The sequence below is a fragment of the Sporichthya polymorpha DSM 43042 genome (assembly GCF_000384115.1).
Lineage (GTDB): Bacteria > Actinomycetota > Actinomycetes > Sporichthyales > Sporichthyaceae > Sporichthya > Sporichthya polymorpha.
In genome coordinates this window covers 2573396-2597576 of sequence record NZ_KB913029.1, presented here as the reverse complement: position 1 = coordinate 2597576, position 24181 = coordinate 2573396, and the positions used below count along the sequence as shown (strand labels likewise).

Sequence of the window (24181 nt, the reverse complement as noted above, 5' to 3'; positions counted from 1 at the left end):
ATCACGTCGGTCTGGTCAGAAACCTTCAGGTAGTAGGGCATACTGCCCTCATGGCACGCCCGTCCCAGCCGCTGCTGACCCGCGAGTCCGTCGTGGCCGCCGCCCTGCGGATCATCGACGCCGAAGGCCTGACGGCCTGCAGCACACCGCGGTTGGCCAGGGAGTTCGGCGTCCGGGCGCCCTCGCTCTACCACCACTTCGCGGACCGGGCGGACATCATGGCCGAGGTCGCGCGGCTCGTGGTCCGGCAGACGCCGTTCCCGAAGGAGCGGGACCCCGAGAAGTGGATGGACTGGTTCGTCGAGCAGGCGGTGAACTTCCGTCGGACGATCCTCAAGCACCCCAACGTGGCGCCGATCCTGTTGGAATTCCTCCCGCGTGACCAGCTCTCCGTGCTCTACGACAGTGCGGCCGAGCTGATGACCGAGGCCGGCGTGCCCGTCGAGGTGCACGCGCTCGTCCTCGACGGCCTGGAGACCCTGACCGTCGGCGCGGCCCTGATCACCGCGACCAAGGGCGCCGAGAACCGCAGCACACCGTTCCCGGCGCTGAACCCGGCGACCGACACCAACCTGGCCCGCGCGGTCGCCGCGAACCCGTGGAACACCACGGAGGAACTCTTCGCCGAGGTCGTCCGCGCGATGCTCCGCGGCGCGATGGTGCAGGCGGGCGTCAGCGTCGTCTGACACCCGGCTCTCAGCGAGAGAGCGTCAGCCGACGAGCGGAACGGCGGGGACGCGCCAGACGTAGCGGACGTCCGTCTGGTCGTGCACGAACCCGTCGTGACGGGCCCTCAGAACCGCACCCTCATCCTCGGGGTCGACGATCAGCTTCTCCGAGCCGCGGTACAGCGTCCAGGTGGCGCCCTCGACCTCGGCGCCGAAGCGGCGGGACATGCGGTCGGCGGCGGGATGGTTCCCGCGCGCCCAGCAGCTGATGCTCACCGCACCCGTCCCGGCGAAGCCCTCGCCGGGACGTTCGGAGAGCGTCTCGACCATCAGCGTGGCGATGCCGAGCGACCGGAACTCCGGCTTCACGAGCATCTGGGCGACCGCGCCGCCGGCCCGGTCGACGGCCAGTCGGAAGTACGCGACGAGCGGGGTCTCCTCCGACCCGTGGAACCCCGGCGTGGAGCGCGCGAGGACCTGAAAGACCTCGTGGTTGTCGTCGAGGTCGGCCTGCAGGTCGACCGTCGAGAAACCAGCCTCTTCGTCGTAGACGGCGGAGGAGGAGATGAGCGCCGACAGCTCGGCGCTCTCCTCCTCGGACAGCTCGTCGCGTACCTCGACCGTGATCATCGAAGTGGTTCTACCTCAACGTTTCTGACGGCGTGAAAGCAGGTCAGGACTTGACCGGTGTCTCGACGACGGGCGGCGCCACGACGCCGACCGAGGTCGCCGGCAGCGGCGGAGCCACCTCGTCGTCGGCGGCGGCCAGAATGCGCCGGACCTCGCGGTGGAACACCTGGTTCGCGGTCTCGTTGCGACCCATCACCATGGTGCCGGCGTCCTTGCTGCCCATACCGGTCTGCGAGGCGCGCAGCAACGGGAAGTCCTCGGCGTGCAGGACGGCGAGCAGGATCTCCCAGTTCTTGTCCCACAGCCGCTGCCACTTCTCCGGCGTCAGCGACGTGCGCTCCTGCGGCGGCACCATGAGGCGCATCTCCATGTAGGAGCGGTCCGGGTGCACCGGGTCCGGCCGGAACGTGAGCAGCTGGTAGTGGTCCGGCTGCTTGAGCAGGGTGTGGCACGGGCCGAGGAACTGCGTCTCGGTGACGTGCGGGACCAGGCTCTCGTCCTCGGGCGGGTCGACGTCGATCCACTTGTCGATGGTCTTCCGGGGAGCGATGAACCGGCAGTGCCGGCCGAAGTCCTCGAACGCCATGACGTTGGTGTGGATGTGCTTCGCCGCGGTGTTCGGGTGCGCGTAGGCGATGTGGTACCCGTCGAGGAAGGCGTCCTGCATGATCTTCCAGTTGACGGGCTCGTCGAAGCCCTCGGCGCGGACGGCGACCAGGTCGGCCAGCCCGTAGCCCTCGAGGATCGAGTCCATGTCCGGGCCGAGCCAGGTCTGAACGTCGATCGTGGCGTTCGCGTTGTCGACGACCCAGATGAAGCCGTGCCGCTCCTCGGTGGGGAGCTCGATCAGGCCCTGCTTGGTCTTGTCGACGTCACCGAAGGTGCTGGCGCGGGTGATCGTGCGCAGCGAGCCGTCGATGTTGTACGACCAGCGGTGGTACGGGCAGGAGAACAGGCGCGCACGACCGCAGCCCTGGAAGCTCTCCTCCTCGAGGAGGGCGCCGCGGTGCCGGCAGAGGTTGACGAAGGTCTTGACACCGCCGTCGGGCTGGCGGGCGACGATGACCTTGTTGCGCGGCAGCTGGAGCGTCACGAAGTCGTACGGCTGCGGGATCTCGCTGCTGTGCGCCACGATCGTGGGCACGCGGCCGAAGATCAGCTCGCGCTCACGCTCGGCAACGACCGGGTCGACGTGCTCGCCGGAGGTGAAGGTCACCGTGCCGTCGAACTTGTCGGTGGTGTTCTCGCGCAGCAACTGCAGCGCCCGGCGGATGCGGCGTTCCCGATCGAGAGCGACCTCGTCCATCCCGACTCCTGAAGCGAGCTCCTCGGACAAAACCTTACTCCTTTAGGTAAGCACACAGCCACTGACCATTCCATACCTGTGTGCGTTACCTACAGGGTATAGATTTCCCTCGAGTCGTCAAGGGGCACAACACCTTTCGATGCTGTGCCCCTCGGCTGGTCGGCGACGTGTCGCCGGCGGGATCTACCGCCGCAGCGCCGCCACGCGGTCGAGCGCGGCTTCGGCGTCGGCGACGATGCGCGTGACGACGTCGGCCACCGTCGGGATGTCGGAGATCAGACCCTGGGTCTGCCCCGCGCACCACACGCCGGCCTCCAGGTCACCGGTCTGCAGGACGACCGCGCCCTTCTCGCCGGAGGCGAGGTGGGCAACATCCTCGAACGTGCCGCCCTCGTTGAGGATGCGGACGATCTCGTCAGTGACGCCGTTCTTGGCGTAGCGGCCGGTGTTGCGCAGCTGACGGAAGATCAGGTTCGTGCTGCGTTCGTCGTTCGCGACGATCTGGTTCTTCACGTTCTCGTGGATCGGCGCCTCGACGGTGCACATGAAGCGCGTGCCCATGCTGATGCCCTGCGCGCCGAGCGAGAGCGCGGCGGCGAGGCCGCGACCGTCGGCGAAGCCGCCGGAGGCGATGAACGGGATGCCGATCTTGTCGGCCAGGGCCGGGATCAGGACCAGGCCGGGGACGTCGTCCTCGCCCGGGTGCCCCGCGGCCTCGAAGCCGTCGATGCTCACCGCGTCGACACCGATGCGCTCGGCCTTGAGGGAGTGCCGCACGCTCGTGCACTTGTGCAGCACCTTGACCCCGGCGTCCTTGAACAGCGGGAGGAAGGGCTCGGGGTTCTGGCCGGCGGTCTCGATCGCCCGAACGCCGCTCTCGACCGTCGCCCGCATGTACTCCTCCCACGGCGGTGGCTGCCGCGCCGGGAGGATCGTGAAGTTCACGCCGAACGGCTGGTCGGTGAGGTCACGCACCCGCGCGATGTCCTTGACCAGGTCCTCGGGGGTCGGCGAGTTGTGCGCCGGCATGAACCCGAGGGCGCCGGCGTTCGCCACCGCTGCGATGAGTTCGGGCGTACCGACGCGGGTCATACCCCCGCACACGATCGGGTGCTGCACCCCGAACAGGTCGGTGAACCGGGTCGACAAAGCCACGGGCTCTCCTCGCTTCTACTCGCTGGTAACTCCTGATCGAACCACAACCGTCCAGAATGGACCTAACCCGAGTGCGTCACACCGGCCGTCAGGCTTCGGGCGTGAACACGATCGGGAGCTGCAGCACGCCGCGGACCTGGCTGGCGTGCCAGAGCGTCACGGCGTCGGGCGCGAGACGGTAGTCCGGGATCCGACGGTGCAGCTCCTCCAGCGCGATCCGCAGCTCGACGCGGGCGAGGTGCGAGCCCAGGCACCGGTGCGGACCGGAGCCGAACGAGAGGTGGCGGTTGGGCTCGCGCGTGCCGTCGAAGCTCTCCGGGGCGTCGAACTGGCGGCCGTCCCGGTTGGCGGCGGCGAGGCTGAGCAGGAGCTGGTCGCCGGCGCGCAGCGCGATGCCGCCGAGCGTGGTGTCGGCGACGACGCGGCGGCCCGGGTGGACGGCGGCCTCGATGCGGAGGATCTCCTCGACGGCCGCCGGGATGCGCGCCGGGTCCTCGGTGAGGCTGCGGTGCTGGTCGGGGTGTGCGGTCAGGTGCGCAACCGCCCAGCCGAGCGACCCCTGGACGGTGTGCAGGCCCGCGATCAGCAGCAGGAAGAACATGTTCTGGAGCTCGGCGTCGGTGAACTTGCGGGGAACGCCGTCGATCGTCACGTCGCCGAAGATGATCTGGCTGGTGACGTCGTCGCCCGGGACCGGACGTGACCGGCGCTCCGTCACGAGGTCGCCGAAGTAGCTCCACATCCGGAACATGGCATCCTCGCGCGCGGCGTTGGACTCCTCCTCCGTGGCTCCGGGCTTGCCGAGCATGTAGGTGTTGGTCGCCTCGGTGAACAGCGGGGCGTCCTCGAGCGGCAGGTCCATCAGCGAGAGGAAGACCCGCGCGGGCAGCTCGTGGGCGAACTCGGAGACGAACTCGGCCTCGCCGCGGGCGGCGAACCCGTCGAGCAGTTCGGTGACGGTGGCGCGGATCTGCTCCTCGAGCGCGCGCATGCGGGTGGGGCTGAAGAGCGGCTGCAGCGCGTGCCGGTAGGCGGTGTGCTCCGGCGGATCGAGTTCGAGTGGAAGGGTCTTCTCACCGCCGTGGGGCATGATGTTGTTCGGGAAGCTGGAGAACCGCTCCGGGTCGCGCAGAACCTCGTGGACCTCGTCGTAGCCGAGGACGATCCAGTGCCCGCCGTGCTTGCTGGAGTACAGGATCGGGCCTCGCTTCGCCAGCGCCGCCAGCTCCTCCTGGACACGGTCGACCGGCGCCGCGAGCGACGGGTCGTAGATGTCGAAGTCGGTCTGCAGCTCCGGCGGGACGTCGGCGAGGGCGGTCGGCACGAGGGGCTCCTATCGGGCGTGGGGCAGGATGTCGGACGCGACAAGTGCGAGTTGGGCGAGGATCTGATCATTCGTCAGGTTCGGGGCGGCGAGGCGGAAGACGAAGTTGGAGACGCCGAGGTCGCGGTAGGTGCCGATGTCGTCGATCACCTGCTGAACGCCACCGGTGAGCGGGACGCGGCGGTCGGTGTCGACCGGCTTCGGGCTGATCTCGCCGAAGTAGCCGCTGTACGACAGCGTCGGGGTCGGCCGGCCGGCGCGGTCGGCGAGCTCGGCCAGCTGTGCGGCGCCGGCCGCGTAGGCCTTGGGCGGGAGCGCGAGCGGGTGCCAGCCGTTGCCGTGCATCGCCGCGCGGCGGATCGCGGCCGGGCCGTTGCCGCCGACCCAGATCGGGGGGTGCGGCTTCGAGATCGGCCGCGGCCCGAGCTCGGGTTCGTCAAGCCGGACGTGCTTGCCGCTGAAGACGGCGGGCCCGTCGGTCCAGACGGCCTTCCAGAGCTGGAGGTACTCGTCGATGACTTCGCCGCGGCCGGAGAAGGGAGCGTCGAGGACGTCGAACTCATGCTCGGAGTGCCCCGCCCCCACGCCGACGATCAGCCGCCCGCCGCTGATCACGTCGAGCGTCGCCAGCATCTTCGCGGCGAGGAACGGGTGGCGGTAGGGAACGATCAGCACGTCGGTCCCGAGCGTCATGTCGGGGACGTGCGCCGCCAACCCGGCCAGCAGCGTCGGAGCGTCGTACCAGGTCCGCGACTCCTCCGGCGGCGGCCCGACCACGAGGTGGTCCGAGAGCCAGAGCCCGTCGAACCCGAGCTCGTGCGCCCGCCGCGCGAACGCCAGCAGGGACTCGTAGTCCGCCTGGTGGTCGTAGAACGGCACCGCGACGCCGAAGGTCGTCATGGCCCCGAATCTAAGCCCATTAGTCACAAGGGGTGACACCCCTTACTGCGCAGTAGGGGGTGTCACCCCTTCTTGACGCCGGCGGGGTCAGGCGTCGGCGAGGACCAGGTCGAGGGTGCCGTGGTCGCGAGCGGCGGTGGCGTAACGGTCCCCCATCTGCCGGCAGACCTCGGCGGGCTGCATCTCCGGTGGGCAGAGGGCGAACATCAGGCCATGGAGGTGGTGGCGCCGGTAGGCGTCCCAGGCCTCCGAGTACGGCGGGGCCTCGCCGCCGGCGGCCGCGAGGGCGTCGAGGTAGTGCCGAAGCAGATCCTCCTCGTGCTTGCGGCGATCCTCGATCTCGAGCGCGCCGACGAGGAAGTACGCGACGTCGTCGGACCACGGCGCGAGGCAGGTGGTCTGCCAGTCGAGGAAGCGCGGGACGCGGTCGGCGGGCACGAAGGTGTTGCCGACGTGCGGGTCGCCGTGCGAGACCGCCAGCGGAGCCGCGTCGTCGGCCGCCCAGAGCAGATGGACGGCACGGTCGACGCGATCGCGGTCGCGCAGCGCGTCGTCGAAGGAGCCGGTCTGCGGCAGCTCCTGGTACGCGTCCCAGTGGGCCGGGGTCAGAAAGCTCTCGACCACCGGACGGAACAGCATCGAGCCGACGGTCAGCCAGTCGAGCGACCCGACGCCACGACGCTGCCAGGTCCGCCCGTGGACGGAGGCGAGAGTCGCGAGGCCTTGCGCGACCTGGTCGACGTCGAAGCGCACCGACGGTCCACCGAAAACGACGCCGGCGTCGCGCAGGTCGTCGACGATCAGCAGCCCCTGGTTGCCCGTCGGGTCCTCGGCGGCGTACCAACAGCGGGGCACCGCGTCGCCGAGCAGACCCGCGATGTCGCGGTAGAACCGCGCCTCCACCTGGTACCCGATCCCGGCGACGGCCCGCATGGTGTCGTCGAAGCCGCCCTTCAGGCACAGCGCCGGCGGCGGACCGTCCGGCGGGCAGGTCTCGTACCCGGCCCGGAGGAACACCTTCGTCGCGGTTCCCCAGATCACGGACTCCACCTCGACCGAGCGCACGACCGTCCCCGGCGTCCGGACGCTCAACGCACCGGTCAGCCAGTCGGCGGTGATGCCGTCGAGGGCGGTGGGCAACGCGGTCGCTCCGGACATGACAGTCCTCCGTTCAGGGAGCGCGTGAGAATCAGCTGGTCCGTCCTCAGTCCTGGGGCACTGGCGTTTTCGCGGCCGGGGTGTCGTGATGGATCGTCGGCAGGATCCGGTCGAGCCAGCGGGGCATCCACCAGTTCCAGTCGCCGGCGAGGCGCATGAAGGCGGGGACGAGGACCATCCGCACGATCGTCGCGTCGATCAGGACGGCCAGCGCGAGTCCGATGCCGAGCTGCTTCATCTCGGGAACGGTGCTGAGGCAGAAGGCGCCGAAGATGACCATCATGATCGCGGCCGCGTAGGTGATGACGCTGCCCGTGCGCTCGAGGCCGACGGCGATGGCGTCCTGGGTGTTGCCAAGACGGGCGTACTCCTCGCGGATGCGGGAGACCATGAAGACCTCGTAGTCCATGGACAGCCCGAACAACATGATGAACAGCGTCAGCGGCATCCAGTGCTGCAGGTAGCCGGGGCTCTCGAAGTCGAGCAGGCCTTCGGCGTGCCCGTCCTGGAACAGCAGCACAGTCAAGCCGATCGCGGCCCCGATGCTGAGCAGGTTCATCACGATCGCCTTGGCAGCCAGGAGCGGGCTGCGGAAGATCATCAGCAGGAGCAGGAAGGACAGGACCAACGCGCCGCCGATGATCCACGGCTGCCAGGTCGCGGTCTTGTCGGCGTAGTCGACGGTTTCCGCGATCACGCCGGTGACCTGAACCTCGCCTGTCGGAACGGCGTCCGCCAGGTTCGCGCGGAGCTGCTTGATCTCCTCGAACGACTCCAGGGAGTCGACCGTGGCCGCGGACTGACCCGTGATCACCACCGCCCCGGGTCCGATCTCGGTGGTCGCGATCCCGGTGAGGCCGGCGCGGTCAAGGACCGCCTGGGCGCTCTGGATCGCCTGCTGGTCGCCCCGCACGAGAACCTCGATCGGCGCGATCGCGGCGTTCGGGAAGTGCTCCTGCAGATCGGTGATCGGCTCGACGGACTCCTTCCCGCTCAACGCCCGGACGTTCAGATCGATCCCGGTCTCGACGTCCAGCACCGGGGTGGCCGCGGCGCCGAGCAGGAAGACGCCGCCGGCGAGAAAGGCCAGCGGGCGCCGCATGACCACGCGGGCCCAGCGACTCCACAGCGGTGAGGTCTCGTTCAGCCGGCCTGCCCCCAGCCGGCCCGGGAGTCGGCCCTTGTCCAACCGGTCGCCGAGCTTGAGCAGCACCACCGGCAGCAGGGTGACGAGGAGCAGCAGCTCGATCACGACGACCACGATCACCGCGAGCATCGTGTCGTAGAAGAACGGGAGCCCGCTCGGGAGCACCGGGATCAGGGCAGCCGCGAAGATGGTCCCGCTGAACAGCACGGTCCGGCCGGCCGTCCGCAGCGTCCGCTCGACGACCTCCCGGTCGGTGCCGCCGCGCCGCCGTTCCTCCCGGAACCGCCGGACGAACAGCAGCGAGTAGTCGATGCCCAGCGCCAGACCGAACATCACCATGAACGTCTCGGCGAAGCTGTTGAAGTCCAGCAGGAACATCAGCAGGGCGACGACGCCGATCGCGGCGATCAGTCCGCCGTAGGCCATCATCAACGGCAACAGGGCCGCCACGACGCTGCCGAACGCGAGGAGCAGGAGCAGCAGCGCGATCGGCAAACCGACCAGCTCGGCCTTGGCGACGTCGATCTCTTCGGTGTGCACGAGGTCCGCGAGAACCGGCGAGTTCCCGGTCAACCCGGCCCGCAGGGGGTCGTCGACGACGTCGTCGATGACGTCCTGAAGGTGATGTGCGAGTTTCTGACGGTCCGCCACGTCCCCGGTCAGATACACGGTCGCGGTGGCGACGTGGCGGTCCTCCGAGATCGCGCCGCCGCCCGGCTCGCCCGGCGGCACCACGCGCAGCTCGTCGTTCTCCTCGCGAATCGCGTCGACGGCCGCGTCGAAGCTGCGCTGGAACTCGTTGTCGTCGAACGTCAGCGAATCGGACGCGACGACGAGCAGGTCAGTCTCGGTGAAACCGGTCTGCTCCTCGATGAACTTCGAGGCCTGCTCGGACTCGCTGCCCGGAACTTGGTAGCCGACCCCCAGCAGGTTGGAGTCGAAGCGCAGGAACAGTGCAGCACCCGCGAGGATCAGCGACACGGTCAGCAGCACCACGACCCGTGGTCGCTCGACGATCAGCCGGGCCAAGGCCCCGAACGCGCCCTCAGATCGCTCAGTCACGGCGCTGTGTCTACCAACCGTATGAACACCGTGTCCAGCCTCGATGTTCGAGCCGCGATGCCCTGGACGCGGACGGACCACCGCCCGACTTCGCCCCGGCCGCCCTCGCGACGTGGACCGGTCAGGACACTCCGACCTGACCGTGCGCCGCGAGGCATCGCCGCTGTCCGAGAATGGCCGAGTGTCAGTCGAGCGCGCCGCGGCCGAGCGGACGAAGCGGCCCTACGGCCGGTCGCGCCGCGATCTCGCCGAGGCCGCGATCCGAGAGATCGAGCGCCGCGGCTTCGCAGCGACGACCGTGGAGGACATCGCCGCCGCGGCGGGTTACTCCCCGCGCACGTTTTTCCGGCAGTTCTCCTCGAAGGAGGACGTGGTCTTCTTCGACCTCCCGGACATCCTCAGCCGCCTCGAGGCGCTGCTCGACGCCCCGCCGAAGAGCGCCTGGCGCGCGGTGTCCGCGATCCTCATGGACAACTGCGAGCGCTGGGAGTCCGAGGGCCAGGAACTCGCTCAGCACCGCACCGCCCTGATTCACCGCGAGCCGGCGCTCTACGTCCGGTTCCTCGAGGTGTGCCAGGAGTGGGAGGAGGTGATCGCGCGGATCTTCGCCGCCGAGCGGCGTCAGGATCCCGCGACCGATCTCCCCTCCCGCGTGCTCGCCGGCTCCGTCGTCGCGGCCTGCCGCGTCGCGCTGCGGGTCTGGGTGGCGGAGCCAACGGTCTCGCTCGCCGGACACATGCGCGCCGGCCTCGACGTGATCGAACCGCGGCGCCGCCGCTGACGGACCGCAGTGTGACGGCTGCTCAGAACGGGACCGGGGCGGTGAGGTCCTTGATGAAGTCCGGTAGTTCGGCGTCGGGGTCGTCCGCGCCGGGGTAGGTGATGAACCGCAGGCCTGTGGGGGTGGTCCAGATGAACCGGCCGCGGTCTTGTTCGAGGTGCCAGCCGGGCATCTGTTTGACCTGGTGGTGGAAGCGGCACAGGCACCCGAGGTTCCAGTAGCGGGTTCCGCCGCGGAGCACCTCTGTGGGGGAGTGGCTGCGCTCGGGTTGTCCTCCGTCGCTGACCTCCCGGACGCGCGGACCGCGTGGGTGCATGGTGACGGTTGGCGCCCGCGCGTCCTGCTCGCGTGTCCTTCGGCCACGCGGGTCGGCTTGACGCTCCTCCGGACAACCCGAGCTCCGCCCCTCCCAGACGCGATTCCGCGGCTCCGACGCCCGGCCGTGGGCCGCCACGCCTACCGGCAAGCCCGTCAGCATGCGCAGGGCCCGCCTGGCTCGAGACTGCCGCTCTCGTCATCTTCTGCGGGGGATCACCAGCGGCGCTTCGGCGGCCTGTTCCTTCTGCACCGCCCGATCCGCGTGGACCTTGTCCTTCAGCGCGCGGAAGATGCGCTTGGCTTCGTCCTCGGGCATGAACAGGCACAGAGTGGCCATGCCGTCGTACTCCGGCCGGATGTAGACGCAGCGCTCTTCCTTCGCACGCTTCTCCCGCTTGCGGACCGCGTCGGCGTCGATGGCCTTGACCTCGCGGCGGACCCGGTCCCGGAACGAACGCCCCCCTCGTTCCCTGGCCTCGGGCAGCACCGCGTCCTCAAGCCGGGACGCCTGGGCGACGTCGAGGTCCGCGCCCTCGTCCACGATGGCCTGCACCTGCACCCGGTTGACCTCCCCACGCTCCAACGCGGCGAAGGTCTTGGGGTAGCGGCGGGTCAACTCCATCGCCACGTGGCACAGGTTCTGCACCGCCGCCGGGGAGAGCTTGAGCAGGCACCCGAGTTCGGCCTCGACCGAACGGCGCAGATACTCCGGGTCGTAATCGGCGTCCGGGTCGCGCAGCTTGCGCAGCGCCAGGTTCGACACCGCCCGGCACTTCGCCCCGTACGCGGCGTTCTCCAACCGGTCGGCGTCCGCGACCTCCCAGACCAGTTCGGCGTCGGAACGGGCCGCGGTCAGATCGATCGGCGCATCCACCGGCAGGACCGGGCCCGCGGCGTGAGCGGACCAGAACGCATCCCGCCGCGCCTCGTACGCGCAGTAGTCCAGGTAGGAGGCGTAGTCCGGATCCCCGGGCGCGGGCGGGCGGCCACCATCGACCCACGGGGGCTCGCACCCCACGTCGGCCCGGTCCGCCAACTCGACCAGCACGGAACCCCCATCGGTTCGAACGTATGTTCGAGTATAGGGGCCGCCACCGACGGACGCAAGAGTTCTTGCCGCAGGACATGCGTGAAACTGCGAGCTACTCCTTGACGAGCCGGCAGATCTCGGCCGAGGCCTCGATCGTCTGCGCCGGGTCGACCGGCATCAGCAACGGGGCGAGGTCGGCGATCAGGTTGAGGTTCGCCCCGGCCTTCACGAACGGCTTGATCTCCGCGGCGATGTCGGCCGGGGTGCCGTGGAAGAAGGTCTTCCGCACCATCTCCGGTGTGACCCGGCTGATGACGTCCTGGATCTGCTCGTACGGCGTGGAGTTCGGCTTCATGTGCAGGGCGTAGTGCCAGTCGAGCGGCATGACGGGCTCGATGCCCTCCGGCGCCCAGTCGGCCATGTTGATACGCCCACCGGTGGCCGCGTACCACTTGAGCAGAGGGTTGTCGACGTACTGCTCGAACTCGTCCTTGTCCTTGAGGATGAACGTGATGTGATGCAGGGCGAAGGTGAAGTCGTCCGCGCCGCGGCCGAGGGCCTCCAGCTGCTGCTTCCACCCCGTCACGGCCTCGCCGTACTTGGCCGGGTTCGCGTAGACGAACGGGGCACCGGTGCCCATGCCGTCCGCGTACTTCAGCGCCATCTCGATCAGCTTCGGGCCGCCGCCCATCGCGACGACCTCGGGCCGGTTCTGCTGGCCGCCGGCGCCGATCCACGCGTCCTTCAGCGTCCAGATCTCGCCCTCGAAGTTCACGGGCTCCTTCGCGTCCCACAGCAGTCGCAGGATCTGCAGCGCCTCGTTGAGCCGCTTGAGACCGATCGACCGCTTGCGCCCGAACGGCGTGACGTGGCGGACCTCGCCGGCACCGAGCGACAGCGTCGCCTTGCCGGGTGTGGCCGTCGCGAGCGTCGACATCGTCTGCGCGAGCTCCGGCGGTTCACGGCGGATCGCGTCGGTGCAGACGGCGAAGCCGGTCCGCTCCAGGCCCGAGAGCGCGAACGCGATCGTGATGAACGGGTCGGAGACCGAGTCCATGTCCGGCAGCATCGCCGCCATCGGCGAGTTCTCCGGCGTCCACAGCGCGTCGGGCCACCAGCTCTGCAGCTGGTCCCAGACGACGACCTGGTCGATCTGCCCGGTCGCCTCCAACGCCTGCGCGTAGGGGATGCCCATCCTCGGGCCGAGGTACCGGGATCCCCACAGGCCGATTCCCGTGCGCACGCCGCTCATCGTGGTGCCGTCCTCTCGTCAGGTCGGAAATGTCATTGTGTGACATTCGGCCGGTTGAGGGAAGGTCAGATCTCCACCAGTCGTTCGCGCAACCGGTCGAGATCGGAACGATCCAGCCCGTGGTCGACCAGGTACTGGGCGGCGTCGCCGTGCCGTTCGCGGATGCCGTCGAGGACGGCGAGCAGCAGGTCGGGCGGAGAGCCGAAGTCGTCGAGCGACTGGTCTGCCGGCAGGCCGGCTCGCCGCGACCGCTCGAGCGCGAGCGCGAGGTAGTCCGGCGGCATCAGCTTCTCGGTCCGGGCGTAGTCCTCGATCACCGCGTCCTCGGCCACGCCGAGGGCCGACTGCACCAGGGCGGCCAGCACCCCGGTGCGGTCCTTGCCTGACGAGCAGAAGAGAACGGTCGGCATCGGCTCATGGGCGAGGACGCGGACCGCCTCCGCCAGCAGGTGGCCGCGATTCTCGGCCAGCCAGTGAGTGAACGGGCGCAAGTTGTGCGGGGCGGCCGGGTCCGCCTGAATCAGCTCGACCTCGTGCACCTGCGCCGGACCGGCGGTCGGCGGCTCGGCCAACTTCTCCCCCGGCTCCCGCAGGTCGAGCGCCGTACGCAACCCGAGGCGCACGGCAATGTCGTTCGGCAGCCCGACGACGGCGTTGGACCGGAACAGCAGTCCCGTCCGCAGTTTTCCCCCGGGCACGGAGTGGCCACCGAGGTCGCGGTAGTTGAAGAGCTCAGGAGGAAGCACGGTCACCACGTCAGAATTTCATCGGTTGGTCAGTTCGGACGCAGAACCATCGCGAGCGAGGTCAGCACGAAGCGCTGGATGATCTCGCGTTCGGAGTCCGGATGCAGGTCGGGGCGGAGAATCATCGACGTGTAGACCGTGCGCAGCCAGTCGGACAGGTCGCGGGTCGAGAGATCCGCGCGCAGCAGACCCTCGGCGCGTGCCCGTTCGAGCATCGGCAACCAGAACCGCTCGCCGCGTTCGGTGAGCTCCTCGCTCCACAGGGCCTCGTGCAACGTGAGCGGGCCACCGGGGGCGAGGAGGACGGCGAGCTCGGAGTCCCACCGCAGTCGCTCGATCACCGCGACCGAGACGGTGGTGAACAGCTCGGCGACGTCGGAGATCGGGCCCTCGATCGCATGCTCGGTCGCGATCTCGTCCGCGATCTCGCGAGTGCGGGCGGAGACCGCGGCCTCCACGAGTTCCCGGCGGCCGAGGAAGAGCTTGTAGACCAGCTGGCGACTGACGCCGGCCTCGCGGGCGACGCGCTCCATCGTCGTCGCCTTCACGCCGTCACGCAGAAAACACGCGCGGGCCGCGGCGAGGACCTGCTCGCGCGCCTGGGCCCGCGCGGAGTGCGCGGTACGGGTTGACGGTGGCACGACTCGGAGCGTACAACGGAGCCGATCTGTTTACATCTGGCGCGATTTGTCATCGCCCATGGAGGCGTCGATGGTTCTCGAACAGTCCGCCGTGGGCACCGCCGCGCCCGCCCACCCCTTCGCGGGCCTCCCGCGGGCGACGATCACGAACCTCCGGATCCTCGTGTGGACCGGGCCGATCTGCGTCCTTCTGGTCTTCTTCGGCCTGTTCGTGATGGCCGGGTTCTTCCCGCCGCCCTCGCCCGAACTCACGGGCGCCGAGGTGGCCGAGGTCTGGAACGACAAACAGCGCCTGAAGCAGGCCGGGATGATCGTCTGCTTCATGGGCGGGACGCTCTACGCGACCTTCACGCTCGCGATCGGCATCATGCTGCGCAAGTGCACGCCGGATGCGGTCATGCCGATCACGCAGACCGTCATCGGTGTCTTCGGGACGGTCTACTTCAGCTTCAACTTCCTGATCCTCGCCGTCGCCGGCTTCCGCCCGGACGGGCCGAACGAGACCACCCAGACGCTGCACGACCTGGGCTTCATTCTGACGTTCAGCCCGGCCGCGCCGTTCTTCCTGCAGTACGCGGCGATCGCGATGATCATCCTGCAGATGCCGAAGCCGCTGGTGCCGCGATGGGTCGCGTACTTCAACCTGTGGGTCGCGATCGGCCTCGTGCCGCCGAGCTTCATCCCGCTCTTCGAGTCCGGCCCGCTCGCCTGGAACGGCCTGCTCGGCTTCTACATTCCGGTCGTGGTCTTCGGCGCCTGGTTCATCGTCATGGTGCCGCTGCTGCTCCGGATGCTCCCGAAGAGCGAGCAGCCGCTGCCCGCGACGACCGACTGACCGGCGTGGACCCCCGCGTCGAGCTCGTGCGCATGACCGCGCGCGTGGCGCGCAGCGTCGTGGCCGAGCGCGTCACGAAGCCGCGGCCGACGACGCTGCGGGAGGTCCCGCCGGGCCCGGAGGCGCTGACCCGCGAATGGCTCACCCTCGCACTCTGCGACGGGGTGCCGGGCGCGGAGGTCACGTCGTTCCGGTTCGGCGATCGGCACTCCGGGGCCACGGCGCGGTGCCACCTGACCGTGGAGTACAACGCGGCCGGCCGCGCCGCCGAACTCCCGGAGCACCTGTTCACCAAGTCGACGCCGACCTTCACCACCCGTCTGCTCTCGGCCGCGGTGAACCTCAACGAGGTCGAGACGGCCTTCTACACGCACCTGCGGCCCGAGCTCGACATCGAGTCCCCGCTCGGCTACTACGCCGGTTACGACCCGCTGACCGAACGCGCCTTTCTGCTGCTGGAGGACGTGGGCCGGACCCGTGGCGCCGTCTTCGGCACGGTGCTGACGCGGCGTCTGACGAAGGCTCAGGCCGAGGGCGTCGTCGAGGTCCTGGCCACGTTGCACGCCCGGTACTGGGACGCCCCGATCCTCCGGCGCTTCGGCCGGTGGGTGCGCAACCCGGTGGAGTACATCGACCGCCTGAACGCAACGCTGCCGGCGCGCCCACCGGCGGCTGGGCCCGCGACGTCTCCTACGCGCTGGCGACACACCTGCCGCCCGAGGACCGCCGCGAGTGGGAACGCGACCTGCTCGCCGTGTACTGCGCCCACCTGGAGAAGCAGGGCATCACGCCGCCGTCCCCCGACGAGGCGTTCCTGCTCTACCGGCAGCAGATGATGCAACCGATGCTCGTCTGGCTGGCGACGCTCGGGCTGGGCAAGCCGCTCCCCGTCGCGCACCCCGAGGACGTCATGCTCGAGACGGTCCGCCGCGTCACGATCGCCGCCGCGGACCTCGGCGTTCTCGACGCCGTCTGACTCTGCGTCAGCAGAATCAGGTCCGCAGCAGGTTCAGCGTCTCCAGGTCGACGACCGCCTGAGACGTGCGCCGGATCAAGGTGCGGACGTAGGTCTCGGGCTGGAGCTCGGACACCTTGCCGACGAGCAGGGTGTAGGTCCAGAAGATCAGGCCGTGGAGCATCTGCTGCCGGTACGCGAGCCAGCCCTCCTCGAACGACGGCGACTTACCGCCGGCAGCGGCGAGCTCGTCGAGATAGAGCGCGATCAGATCGCGTTCCCAGGCCCGCCGGTCTTCCACGTCGAGCGCGGCGCTGAGCGCGTAGGCGACGTCGAGCGCCCAGTTGCCCTTCGCGATGCCCTGCCAGTCGTAGAGGTGCAGCGCACCGTCGGGCAGGTGGAACCAGTTCCGGGGGTGAACGTCCTGGTGCAGCAGGGTCCGCGGGAGCCGGACGTTGACCTCCAGCGACCGCGCGAACGCGGGCCGGACCTCACGGCGCCGGGCGTGCAGGGCGTCCGGGATCTCCTCGCGGGCGAACCGGAACGCGAACACCGCACCCGCGTCCATGCCGGTGGAGGCGTTGAACTTCCGTTGCCACGTCAGGGCGTCGCGGAGCGACGTCCACTCGCGGTCCAGCCGCGGGTCCTCCCAGAGAGCGCCGTGGTAGCGCGCCATCTCGCGCACCATGCTTTCCGCGCCCCGGCGGTCGATGTGCACGGCGGCGTCCGGGAACGTCGCGCCGCGGGTGACGCTGACGTCCTCCGCGAGCACCATCGACCGGCAGCTGCGGGGGTCCCAGGCACCGGCGTAGCCCGCGGGGGCACCGATGTCGAGGTGCTGCCGGATGCGGTCGTAGAACAGCGCCTCGGCGCCGGCCGCGCCGGTGACGCCGACGAGCACGCGCGAGACGAAACGGGGCGTCGACTTCGTGTAGACCGCGGTCGGCAGGCCGGTCCCGGCCTCGTTGTACGACACGGTCAGCGCCCGCCGGGAGCTCGTGCCCTCGGACCCGCCGCCGAGCTCGACGCCGACGACGCGCGCGCCCGGCCGGTCCCGGCACAGGGCCGCGGTGAGCCACTCCGGGGTGAGGTCCTCGACGCGAGCGGGCACCGCGTCCGGCGCGGTGACGGGGCCACGGCCCCGTGCCCGCTCGGCCGCGACGGTCGCTCCCACCCGCAGGACGGAGCCGGTCAGCGTGAGCTGGTCGCGTACCCCCACGGCTAGACGTGCACCGAGGTCGGGCGCGACTCCACCGGTGCCGAGGTCGCGGTCTTCACCAGGCAGATCCCCAGCAGCCGGACGGTCGAGGCGATCGCCAGCGGGACGGTGAGCGCCGCGAGGTAGACCAGCGGCATCGGCGGGTTCTCGAAGCCGTGACGCACCGACAGGTACAGGATCCCGGTGCCGAACAGGCCGAACGCGAACGCGCCGGGGACGAGCGCGATCATCGCGACCTGGTCCACCGCCCGCGGCAGCATCGGGGCGACCCGGAAGGCGAGGGTGCCCGCCACCAGTGCCGACATCGCGTTCGTGAAGCCGAGGAACAGCGGGTAGCCGAAGAACTTGTACGGCTGGTCGTCCTGGTAGCTGTAGAGCTCGAAGACGCTCACGTAGGCGATCTCGGCGACGACGGCCATCGCGGCGACCGCGAAGTACATCGTCCACACCGTGCGCATGTTCGGGGTGCGCATCAGCGTCCGCGCGACGAACACCGAGGCGCCGCCGTAGAACGCGACGTAGGCCGCGGGCACCCAGACGGGCTGCGAGCTACCGAAGGTCTCGTAGAGGTTCCACTGGTCCTCCTCGTAGAACCACAAGCCGTACAGGTGGTCGTACAGCGGCTCCATCAGACAGGTCAGACCGCCGGAGAGCAGCAGGAAGAACGGCCAGGTGATCCGGTCGCGCCGCGCCACGGTGACGACGTAACCGACCGCAAAGAAGGCGAGCGCGAAGGTGAGCCCGGTCCCGACCACCTGACCCCACTCCCCGACCGGCTGGTCCTGCCCCAGAGTGTCGACCGGTGCCATGTCCCTTACCTCTCTCATACGCCGACCGCCTCGAAGGCGTCGAGTTCGTGGATCGCGGCCGCGGTGCGGCGCATCAGTGTCAAGCAGGTCTCGACGGGCTGCATCTTCGGCTGGTAGACCGCCCGCCCGATGGTGAACGCCCACGCGGTGTACGGCCAGAAGGCGTGCTGACGGTAGGTCAGCAACGCCTCCGACGCGGCAATGCGCGGCCCGCCCGCGCCGGCGAGCGCGTCGAGGTACGCGTCGAGCAGGTCGTCGAGCCAGGCCTTGCGGGCGTCGGGCTCGCAGCCGGTGTTGATCAGGTACGCGACGTCGAACGCCCAGTTCCCCTGGAGGAGCCCCTGCCAGTCGCACAGCCCCATCGCGCCCGCGGCGGTGCGGTAGGTCTGGCCGGCATGGCAGTCACCGTGCAGCAAGGTGCGTGCGGTGCCGTTCGGAGAGTCCGTGCTCAACTGCATCGAGCGGATCGTCGCGTCGTGCAGACGGTCGGCCTCCCCGAGCAGCGGCGGCGGCATCAGCTCGCGCGAGCGCTGCATCCCGACGGCGGCGCGCTTGCGGAAGTCGAGGAACGCGTCGGTGTTCTCCGAGTACTGGCGCGGCGTCTTCAGCGTCGCGATCGCCGGGGCGCCCCAGAGCGGCCCGTGCAGGCGCCCGAGATTCTGCACCAGGTCGACGATCTCGCCCTTGGTGAAGCCCGTCGTCGGTGCGAGGAACGTCGCGCCCTTCGTCACCGCGATGTCCTCGAGAACGGTGATGGAGCGCCACGACGCCGGGTCGACGGCGGCCCAGTACCCCTGCGGAGCCTCGATGTCGACGCGCTGGCGCAGGCCCATGAAGAAGTGTCGCTCGCCCGAGATCACGTCGGCGCCGCCGAGGAGCATCCGCTGCGCAAACCCGGCGGTCGCCTTGGTGAACACCGCCGTGGGCAGGCCCGCCACCCGACCGGCGTCGTTGTAGACGACGCGCAACCCGACGCGCTCGGAGGTGCCGCGGCTCCCGCCCGTGACCGTGAACGAGGAGACCTCGGCGCCGGGGACGTCCCGGCACAGCACGGCCGTGAGCCACTCCGCCGTCACCCGCCGCCCGGAGACCGGCACGTCCGCCGCCGTGCGGACCGCGGGTGGGCGGATTCGCTCGGCGAGGCAGTGCGCCCCGACCGTCGCCGCCTTCGCGGCCAACTGGACCTTGGCGTTCATGTGACCGCTACGGCGTCCTCGGCTTCGAGCCCGTGTAGGCGTCCGCGCTCTCGACGCTCTCCCAGAAGCGCGCCTCGTCGACCGCCGCGCCGCGGCCCTTGCGGTCCTCACGCCGGAAGACCTTGAGCATCGTCTTGGCCGCGTTCTGGCCGGGCATACCGCTGATGCCCGCGACCGGGTGGGTGCCGGAGCCGGTGAGGAACAGACCCGGGATCGGCGTCGAGTACCCGGCGAAGCCGACGGCCGGCTTGTTCGGGCCGAACCGGGTGATCAGGGGGTCCGTGTGGTAGACCGACCCGTCCATCGCGAAGAAGCGCTCCTCGATGTCGGGCAGCATGCGGACCCGGCTGTAGACCTGCAGCTCCTCGATGCCCTCGTAGTAGTGGTCGCTCTGGCTGATGATCGTCTCCGCGGCCTGCTTGCGCGCCGCCTCCCAGCCCATGTGCGGGTCGTTGGGGGTCAGACCCGACCAGAACCAGAAGACGTCGCACCCGGGCGGGGCGAAGTGCGCGTTCGACGGCAGGGCCGTGGAGATCTGGGCCAAGCCCGGGATGTGCTGCGGCATCTCGCCGCGCTTGCAGGCGATCTGCGCCGCCTTCACCTGCTCGTAGTTGTGGTAGCCGTTGGCCGGCAGACGGGGGTCGAGGTCGTCGTTCCGCTTGGCCTTGATCTTGTCCATGCGGATCTGACCCTTGGTCAGCACGTCGAGCTTCATGTCCGCGAACCCGCGCGACCGGGTCGGGATGTTCGCGACGCGGTTCGCCAGGTGCGGGGGCAGGGTGCCGGGCGGGAGCATGTCGCGCAGCACGCGCTTCGGGCTGAACGCGGTCAGGACACCGCGGCGGGCGTAGATCTCCTCGCCGTTCCTGAGGCGCACACCGACGCAGCGACCGTTGCGCATGACCATCTGCTCGACCTCGGCGTTGCACCGGACGCTGCCGCCGTGGTCGGTGATCAGGTCGATCAGGGCCCGCGGGAGCTGTCCCGTCCCGCCCTCGAACATCGCGACGCCGTACTTGGTGATGATGCCGAGGTAGATCAGCGACCAGCCGGAGAAGTCCGAGTCGTAGGACATGAACGGCAGACCGATCAGCACACACGCCTTGATCGGGTCGGACTCGAAGGACTCGTCGAGGACCTCGATCTCCGTCGCGCGCATCCACCGTCCGACCGCGAGCAGCTCGGACCGGTGCTTGAGGGACTGCTTGGCCAGCTCGAGGATCGCCTTCGGGTCCGGCCGCGTCGGCGAGGTCTGCATCATCGGCAGGCCGATGTCGACGGCCGCGTGGATGATCGAGTACAGGTCCTTCAGCGCGGCGGCGTCCTTCTTCGAGAAGTACGCGAGCTCGTCGGCCGTCTTCTGGGCGTCCCGCCACAGGCCGAGCGAGGTGTGGTCGTAGTTCAGCTGCAGGTGGACCGGGTCGATGACCCGCATCTTCAGCCCGTACTTCTCCTCGAGCTGCAGGTCCTTCATGATCGTCGTCGTCCGGAACAGCGACGGCTGGATCGAGGCGTCGTTGACCTTGTACCCGGGGCAGTCCTCGACCTCGGTGGTGGAGGTCATTCCGCCCGGGGTCGAAAACGCCTCCAGGACCTGCACCTGCAGGCCGGCCTTGGCGAGATAGGCGGCGGAGATCAGGCCGTTGTGCCCGGATCCGACCACGAGGACGTCGACGGTGCGATTCGCAGAGGACATGCGGCCAATCTTGGCCCAAACCAGACAGAGTGTCTAGTCATTGTGTCCGGATCGGTTCGTTCGGGTTACCGCCGAAATGCGACCATTGCGATCTCCTGAGAAAACCACAGATGATCGGCGGATGCGTCCCCTCCTGTCCGGCCTCGTCGCCGGCGTCCTGACCGCCGGACTCCTCAGCGCGCCGATCGGGACCTCCGCCGCCTTCGCGGGGACCACCGTCCCCGGTGCTCCGGCCGACAACCCGGTCGACATCGTCGAGGTGCCGATCAGCTTCGCGGTGAAGAACACCAACCGCACCACGGTCCCGTGCGCGAGCGACGGCAAGGACTACACGGTCCGCGGCGTCGTCATCGGCCCGCGGGAGACGGTCGCGGGCGGCCGGGCCGCGACGCTGTACCTGCACGCGGTCACCTGGACCTCCGAGTACTTCCACCTCGACATCCCCGGCCACAACTACGCGCGCTCGCTCGCCGCACTCGGCCACGTCTCGATCGCGGTCGACCGCCTGGGCTACGGCACGAGCGACAAGCCGGCGGGCCTGGCCACGTGCTTCGGTTCCGAGGCGGACGTGGCGGGACAGATGGTGGACGCGCTCAAGTCCGGCGACTACGAGGTCGCCGGGCGCACCGCCGCGCCGTTCGAGAAGGTCTTCCTCGGCGGGTCATCGGTCGGCGGGATGATCGCCAACATCACGGCCTTCAGCTTCCACAACATCGACGGCCTCATCAATCAGGGCTTCGGCGACTTCGCGGCCAGCCCCTACGCCGCCGAGGAAGTCTTTCAGGCCACGGCGAGCTGCTTCCAGGGCGGCGACTCCGGCGCGCTCAAGGACTACGTCCACTTCGCGAAGGACTCCCTCGACACCTTCTACTTCCAGACGGCGTCGGCCGAGGTCCGCAAGCGCGTCCCGGCCCCGGCGCCGGACCCGTGCGGGCAGATCGAGTCCGTGACGGCCGGGATCGGCAACGACGTCCTGCGCCTGGGCGAGATCGACGTCCCGGTGCTGCTCGTCTTCGGCACCCGGGACGCCGTCTTCCCGCCGCCGGCGATCCTGCAGCAGGAGCTGCGCTACTTCGGGAGCCCGGAGGTGACGCGCGCGGGCATCCCCGGCGCGTCCCACTTCCCGATCCTGGAGGAGCACGTCGACCTGATGCTGGGCGCGAGCGCCCAGTGGCTGGACAACCGGGTCAAGTAGCAGTCCGAGATCCCCACGGCCCCGCGGGTGCGTTTGGGCTGGGCCGCGCCGTCCCCGGGAAGAGTGGTCCGTCGCCCTCGGCGGTTTCGTTCAACGCGATCGTCCTCAGCCGTCGCCCCGCGCCCGCGGCGCCCGACGCAGCACTGCCCCCGTCAAGACACGGCGGCCCGCGAGCCAGCCGCCCCGCACTGGAGATGACATCTCTTGTGCAGACGCGGGTGGTGCTGATGATGCGTCAGAGACGTTGCGCAGCCGGGGTTACCGGGGCAGCGGCGGACCCGAGGGGCGACGAAAACAGACTGTCGGTGGTGGCCTCTAGGTTGCTCAGTGATGACAGGGACATCGGCAGCAGCGGCAGCACCCACGCCGAGCGCGTGGGGCATCTCGTTGGGCATTGCGCCCAGCGAGGGCGAGCGCGCGTCGATGACCGGGGCCGAGTCGGTCGCGGTCCTACGGGCGACGCAACGGCAGCTGAACGCCGCCCACGCGGTCTGGCTGGGCATGGTGGCCGAGGTCGGGTCCCGGGGGCTGGATTCCCAGGACGAGGTCGTGCGCCTGGCGGCCCCGGACCGCTGGAGCGCCGATGAGGTCCGCACCGCGCTGCGGATCTCCGCGTACACCGGCAACGAGCTGCTCGACTTCGCCTGGGCCGTCGTGCGCCGGTTCCCGAAGCTGCACGCCGCCATGGCGGCCGGGGAGTTGAGTATCGAACGGGCCCGGGTGATCCACTTCTGGGTCCGGGACATGACCGACGAGCACGCCAACACCGTGATCGATGAGGTCCTCGGGCACTGCTCGATCGACGCCGACCGGCCGTGGACCAGTGAGCAGATCGGGGCGCGGTGCCGCAAACTCGGGATCCAGCTCGACCCGGACTGGGCCCAACGCCGCTTCGCCGAGGCCCACCGGGAGCGGCGGGTGATCTGTTGGCGCAACGAGGACGGCACCGCCACCCTGGCCGCGCAGAACCAGGACCCCGCCCGCGTCGCCGCCGCCATCGCCCGGGTGCGGAAGCTGGCCGATGACGCCAAACGCGCCGGGGACCCGCGGCCGGTGGATCACCTGCGCTCGGAGATCGCCCTCAACCTGCTGGACGGCACCTACGCCGACTTCACCGACGAGCAGATCCTCGCCCACCTCGCCACCACCCGCCCCACCGACGACGAGACCGACGAGGTCGACGAGACCGACGCGGGCGAGGAGTTCCCGCCGGAACCCGAGCAGGAGCCCGAGCCCGAGGCGGAGCCCGAGGCCGAGCCGGAGGCGGAGGCCGAGGCCGAGCCGGAGGCGGCGCCCGAGCCGGAGCCCGCCCCGAAGCCGCAACCCGAGCCGGCGCCGATGGCGCGGTCCCCGCACCACGGGGTGCAGCTGACCGCGAAGGTCTCCACCCTGCTCGGGATCGACCGCGACCCGGCCGAGCTGGCCGGGCAGGGCCCGATCCACGCCGAGTACGCCCGCGACCTCGCCCAGCAGTTGTCCGCCGGGCAGTGGCGGTTCGCGGTCACCGGCCCCGACGGCTACGCGGTCAGCTCCGGGCTCGTCAACGCCCGCCCCATCGACTGGCCCAAGCGCCGCGCGGATGACCACGGCATCGTCGACCTGCTCATCCCCGCCACGCTGCTGCAGGCCCTGCTCGACCAGACCGTCACCAGCCCCCAGATCGCGCTCTGGCACCCCGTGCTCGTCGAGATCGGCCGCCAGCACCTCCTCGCCACCGCCGGCACCGACCGGGACGACCCGGACAACCCGGCCGGCCCGCCCACCCCGGAAGACCCGAACGACGCCCGGCGTCGGTTCCCCCGCCAAGGACTACGCCGGGACACCCAACTGCGGATGACGACCTGCCAGGCCCCCGGCTGCCGGCTCCCCGCCGCGCGGTCCGAGATCGACCACACGATCGACCACGCCCGCGGGGGACTGACCCTGGCCGGGAACCTCGGCCCCCTGTGCGAGCACGACCACGACCTCAAGACCAAAGGCGGGTGGCAACTCATCCGGCTCGGCCACGATCGAGTCCGCTGGATCACCCGCCTCGGCGCCGTCTACGACGTCGAAATCCCACCCCTGATCGAACCCGACCCACCCGGCCGACCCCGAGCACCCGGGGAAGACCGACAACCACCCCGCCCCGCACCCGACGAGCCAGCAGCCTGAGGCT

Annotated in this window: 23 protein-coding genes; 7 read left to right on the top strand and 16 right to left on the bottom strand. The window is 69.9% G+C overall.

Annotated features, from left to right (window positions below):
- The first annotated feature begins 50 nt into the window (after positions 1 to 50).
- Positions 51 to 686 carry a TetR family transcriptional regulator gene (locus SPOPO_RS0112780; protein WP_019875197.1) on the top strand — a complete coding sequence of 212 codons (636 nt, stop codon included), beginning with the start codon at positions 51 to 53 and terminating at the stop codon, positions 684 to 686.
- A gap of 24 nt (positions 687 to 710) precedes the next feature.
- On the opposite strand, the gene SPOPO_RS29350 is transcribed toward SPOPO_RS0112780, so the two are convergent.
- The 7 genes from SPOPO_RS29350 to SPOPO_RS0112745 all read right to left on the bottom strand — a co-directional run bounded on the left by SPOPO_RS29350 (position 711) and on the right by SPOPO_RS0112745 (position 9350).
- Positions 711 to 1298 (bottom strand): hypothetical protein, encoded by a 588-nt coding sequence (locus SPOPO_RS29350; protein WP_019875196.1) that lies wholly within the window; start codon positions 1296 to 1298, stop codon positions 711 to 713.
- A 43-nt stretch (positions 1299 to 1341) separates the two neighbouring features.
- Complete coding sequence (locus SPOPO_RS0112770) at positions 1342 to 2604, bottom strand: aromatic ring-hydroxylating oxygenase subunit alpha (RefSeq protein WP_019875195.1); 1263 nt, start codon at positions 2602 to 2604, stop codon at positions 1342 to 1344.
- A gap of 183 nt (positions 2605 to 2787) precedes the next feature.
- Positions 2788 to 3759 carry an NAD(P)H-dependent flavin oxidoreductase gene (locus SPOPO_RS0112765; RefSeq protein WP_028984742.1) on the bottom strand — a complete coding sequence of 324 codons (972 nt, stop codon included), beginning with the start codon at positions 3757 to 3759 and terminating at the stop codon, positions 2788 to 2790.
- Between the two features lie 88 nt (positions 3760 to 3847).
- Entirely contained in the window at positions 3848 to 5083 is a 1236-nt protein-coding gene (locus tag SPOPO_RS0112760; RefSeq protein WP_019875193.1) for a cytochrome P450, read from the bottom strand.
- A gap of 9 nt (positions 5084 to 5092) precedes the next feature.
- Positions 5093 to 5983, bottom strand: coding sequence for a TIGR03619 family F420-dependent LLM class oxidoreductase (locus SPOPO_RS29345; protein WP_019875192.1), 891 nt, complete (start codon positions 5981 to 5983; stop codon positions 5093 to 5095).
- An 87-nt stretch (positions 5984 to 6070) separates the two neighbouring features.
- Complete coding sequence (locus tag SPOPO_RS0112750; protein ID WP_019875191.1) at positions 6071 to 7141, bottom strand: oxidoreductase family protein; 1071 nt, start codon at positions 7139 to 7141, stop codon at positions 6071 to 6073.
- A 46-nt stretch (positions 7142 to 7187) separates the two neighbouring features.
- Positions 7188 to 9350, bottom strand: coding sequence for an MMPL family transporter (locus SPOPO_RS0112745; protein WP_169577195.1), 2163 nt, complete (start codon positions 9348 to 9350; stop codon positions 7188 to 7190).
- Between the two features lie 181 nt (positions 9351 to 9531).
- On the opposite strand from SPOPO_RS0112745, the gene SPOPO_RS29340 reads away from it, so the two are divergent.
- Positions 9532 to 10131, top strand: coding sequence for an acyl-CoA-like ligand-binding transcription factor (locus tag SPOPO_RS29340; protein WP_019875188.1), 600 nt, complete (start codon positions 9532 to 9534; stop codon positions 10129 to 10131).
- A gap of 22 nt (positions 10132 to 10153) precedes the next feature.
- On the opposite strand, the gene SPOPO_RS35655 is transcribed toward SPOPO_RS29340, so the two are convergent.
- The 5 genes from SPOPO_RS35655 to SPOPO_RS0112715 all read right to left on the bottom strand — a co-directional run bounded on the left by SPOPO_RS35655 (position 10154) and on the right by SPOPO_RS0112715 (position 14118).
- Positions 10154 to 10372, bottom strand: a complete 219-nt coding sequence (locus SPOPO_RS35655; protein WP_019875187.1) for a hypothetical protein — start codon at positions 10370 to 10372, stop codon at positions 10154 to 10156.
- A gap of 273 nt (positions 10373 to 10645) precedes the next feature.
- On the bottom strand, positions 10646 to 11497 hold the full coding sequence (locus SPOPO_RS35650) for a DUF222 domain-containing protein (RefSeq protein WP_019875186.1): 852 nt from the start codon (positions 11495 to 11497) through the stop codon (positions 10646 to 10648).
- 94 nt (positions 11498 to 11591) lie between these two features.
- Positions 11592 to 12731 (bottom strand): LLM class flavin-dependent oxidoreductase, encoded by a 1140-nt coding sequence (locus SPOPO_RS0112725; RefSeq protein ID WP_019875185.1) that lies wholly within the window; start codon positions 12729 to 12731, stop codon positions 11592 to 11594.
- Between the two features lie 65 nt (positions 12732 to 12796).
- Positions 12797 to 13483, bottom strand: coding sequence for a tyrosine-protein phosphatase (locus SPOPO_RS0112720; protein WP_169577194.1), 687 nt, complete (start codon positions 13481 to 13483; stop codon positions 12797 to 12799).
- 23 nt (positions 13484 to 13506) lie between these two features.
- Positions 13507 to 14118, bottom strand: a complete 612-nt coding sequence (locus SPOPO_RS0112715) for a TetR/AcrR family transcriptional regulator (RefSeq protein ID WP_084671055.1) — start codon at positions 14116 to 14118, stop codon at positions 13507 to 13509.
- Positions 14119 to 14188: 70 nt separating this feature from the next.
- Here SPOPO_RS0112715 and SPOPO_RS29335 point away from each other — a divergent pair, with 70 nt between their 5' ends.
- From SPOPO_RS29335 to SPOPO_RS35170, 3 genes are read left to right on the top strand one after another with little or no spacing between them, the layout of a single operon-like run.
- Positions 14189 to 14953: a hypothetical protein gene (locus tag SPOPO_RS29335; RefSeq protein ID WP_211210894.1), complete on the top strand. Its 765-nt coding sequence runs from the start codon at positions 14189 to 14191 to the stop codon at positions 14951 to 14953.
- A gap of 5 nt (positions 14954 to 14958) precedes the next feature.
- Complete coding sequence (locus SPOPO_RS32000; RefSeq protein ID WP_211210893.1) at positions 14959 to 15789, top strand: protein kinase family protein; 831 nt, start codon at positions 14959 to 14961, stop codon at positions 15787 to 15789.
- Positions 15786 to 15929, top strand: a complete 144-nt coding sequence (locus SPOPO_RS35170; protein ID WP_019875181.1) for a hypothetical protein — start codon at positions 15786 to 15788, stop codon at positions 15927 to 15929. Before SPOPO_RS32000 ends, SPOPO_RS35170 begins: the two co-directional genes overlap by 4 nt.
- A gap of 16 nt (positions 15930 to 15945) precedes the next feature.
- Here SPOPO_RS35170 and SPOPO_RS0112700 read toward each other — a convergent pair whose 3' ends face one another.
- From SPOPO_RS0112700 to SPOPO_RS29325, 4 genes are read right to left on the bottom strand one after another with little or no spacing between them, the layout of a single operon-like run.
- Positions 15946 to 17127: a phosphotransferase family protein gene (locus tag SPOPO_RS0112700; protein WP_019875180.1), complete on the bottom strand. Its 1182-nt coding sequence runs from the start codon at positions 17125 to 17127 to the stop codon at positions 15946 to 15948.
- Between the two features lie 2 nt (positions 17128 to 17129).
- Positions 17130 to 17936, bottom strand: coding sequence for a hypothetical protein (locus SPOPO_RS0112695; protein ID WP_019875179.1), 807 nt, complete (start codon positions 17934 to 17936; stop codon positions 17130 to 17132).
- A gap of 14 nt (positions 17937 to 17950) precedes the next feature.
- Positions 17951 to 19132, bottom strand: coding sequence for a phosphotransferase (locus tag SPOPO_RS0112690; RefSeq protein ID WP_019875178.1), 1182 nt, complete (start codon positions 19130 to 19132; stop codon positions 17951 to 17953).
- Between the two features lie 7 nt (positions 19133 to 19139).
- Positions 19140 to 20828: a phytoene desaturase family protein gene (locus SPOPO_RS29325; protein ID WP_019875177.1), complete on the bottom strand. Its 1689-nt coding sequence runs from the start codon at positions 20826 to 20828 to the stop codon at positions 19140 to 19142.
- Positions 20829 to 20949: 121 nt separating this feature from the next.
- On the opposite strand from SPOPO_RS29325, the gene SPOPO_RS29320 reads away from it, so the two are divergent.
- Together SPOPO_RS29320 and SPOPO_RS0112675 are read left to right on the top strand one after the other, a co-directional pair.
- Positions 20950 to 22023: an alpha/beta hydrolase gene (locus tag SPOPO_RS29320; protein WP_019875176.1), complete on the top strand. Its 1074-nt coding sequence runs from the start codon at positions 20950 to 20952 to the stop codon at positions 22021 to 22023.
- Between the two features lie 423 nt (positions 22024 to 22446).
- Complete coding sequence (locus tag SPOPO_RS0112675; protein WP_019875175.1) at positions 22447 to 24177, top strand: HNH endonuclease signature motif containing protein; 1731 nt, start codon at positions 22447 to 22449, stop codon at positions 24175 to 24177.
- The last annotated feature ends 4 nt before the right edge of the window (positions 24178 to 24181 follow it).

Coding starts and splice junctions, on each gene's coding strand:
- SPOPO_RS35170 (WP_019875181.1), top strand. CDS start 15,786: ATGATGCAACCGATGCTCGTCTGGCTGGCGACGCTCGGGCTGGGCAAG.
- SPOPO_RS29345 (WP_019875192.1), bottom strand. CDS start 5,983: ATGACGACCTTCGGCGTCGCGGTGCCGTTCTACGACCACCAGGCGGAC.
- SPOPO_RS0112690 (WP_019875178.1), bottom strand. CDS start 19,132: ATGAACGCCAAGGTCCAGTTGGCCGCGAAGGCGGCGACGGTCGGGGCG.
- SPOPO_RS29325 (WP_019875177.1), bottom strand. CDS start 20,828: ATGTCCTCTGCGAATCGCACCGTCGACGTCCTCGTGGTCGGATCCGGG.
- SPOPO_RS29335 (WP_211210894.1), top strand. CDS start 14,189: ATGGTTCTCGAACAGTCCGCCGTGGGCACCGCCGCGCCCGCCCACCCC.
- SPOPO_RS0112780 (WP_019875197.1), top strand. CDS start 51: ATGGCACGCCCGTCCCAGCCGCTGCTGACCCGCGAGTCCGTCGTGGCC.
- SPOPO_RS0112770 (WP_019875195.1), bottom strand. CDS start 2,604: ATGGACGAGGTCGCTCTCGATCGGGAACGCCGCATCCGCCGGGCGCTG.
- SPOPO_RS29350 (WP_019875196.1), bottom strand. CDS start 1,298: ATGATCACGGTCGAGGTACGCGACGAGCTGTCCGAGGAGGAGAGCGCC.
- SPOPO_RS0112725 (WP_019875185.1), bottom strand. CDS start 12,731: ATGAGCGGCGTGCGCACGGGAATCGGCCTGTGGGGATCCCGGTACCTC.
- SPOPO_RS0112750 (WP_019875191.1), bottom strand. CDS start 7,141: ATGTCCGGAGCGACCGCGTTGCCCACCGCCCTCGACGGCATCACCGCC.
- SPOPO_RS29320 (WP_019875176.1), top strand. CDS start 20,950: ATGCGTCCCCTCCTGTCCGGCCTCGTCGCCGGCGTCCTGACCGCCGGA.
- SPOPO_RS0112675 (WP_019875175.1), top strand. CDS start 22,447: ATGACCGGGGCCGAGTCGGTCGCGGTCCTACGGGCGACGCAACGGCAG.
- SPOPO_RS0112695 (WP_019875179.1), bottom strand. CDS start 17,936: ATGGCACCGGTCGACACTCTGGGGCAGGACCAGCCGGTCGGGGAGTGG.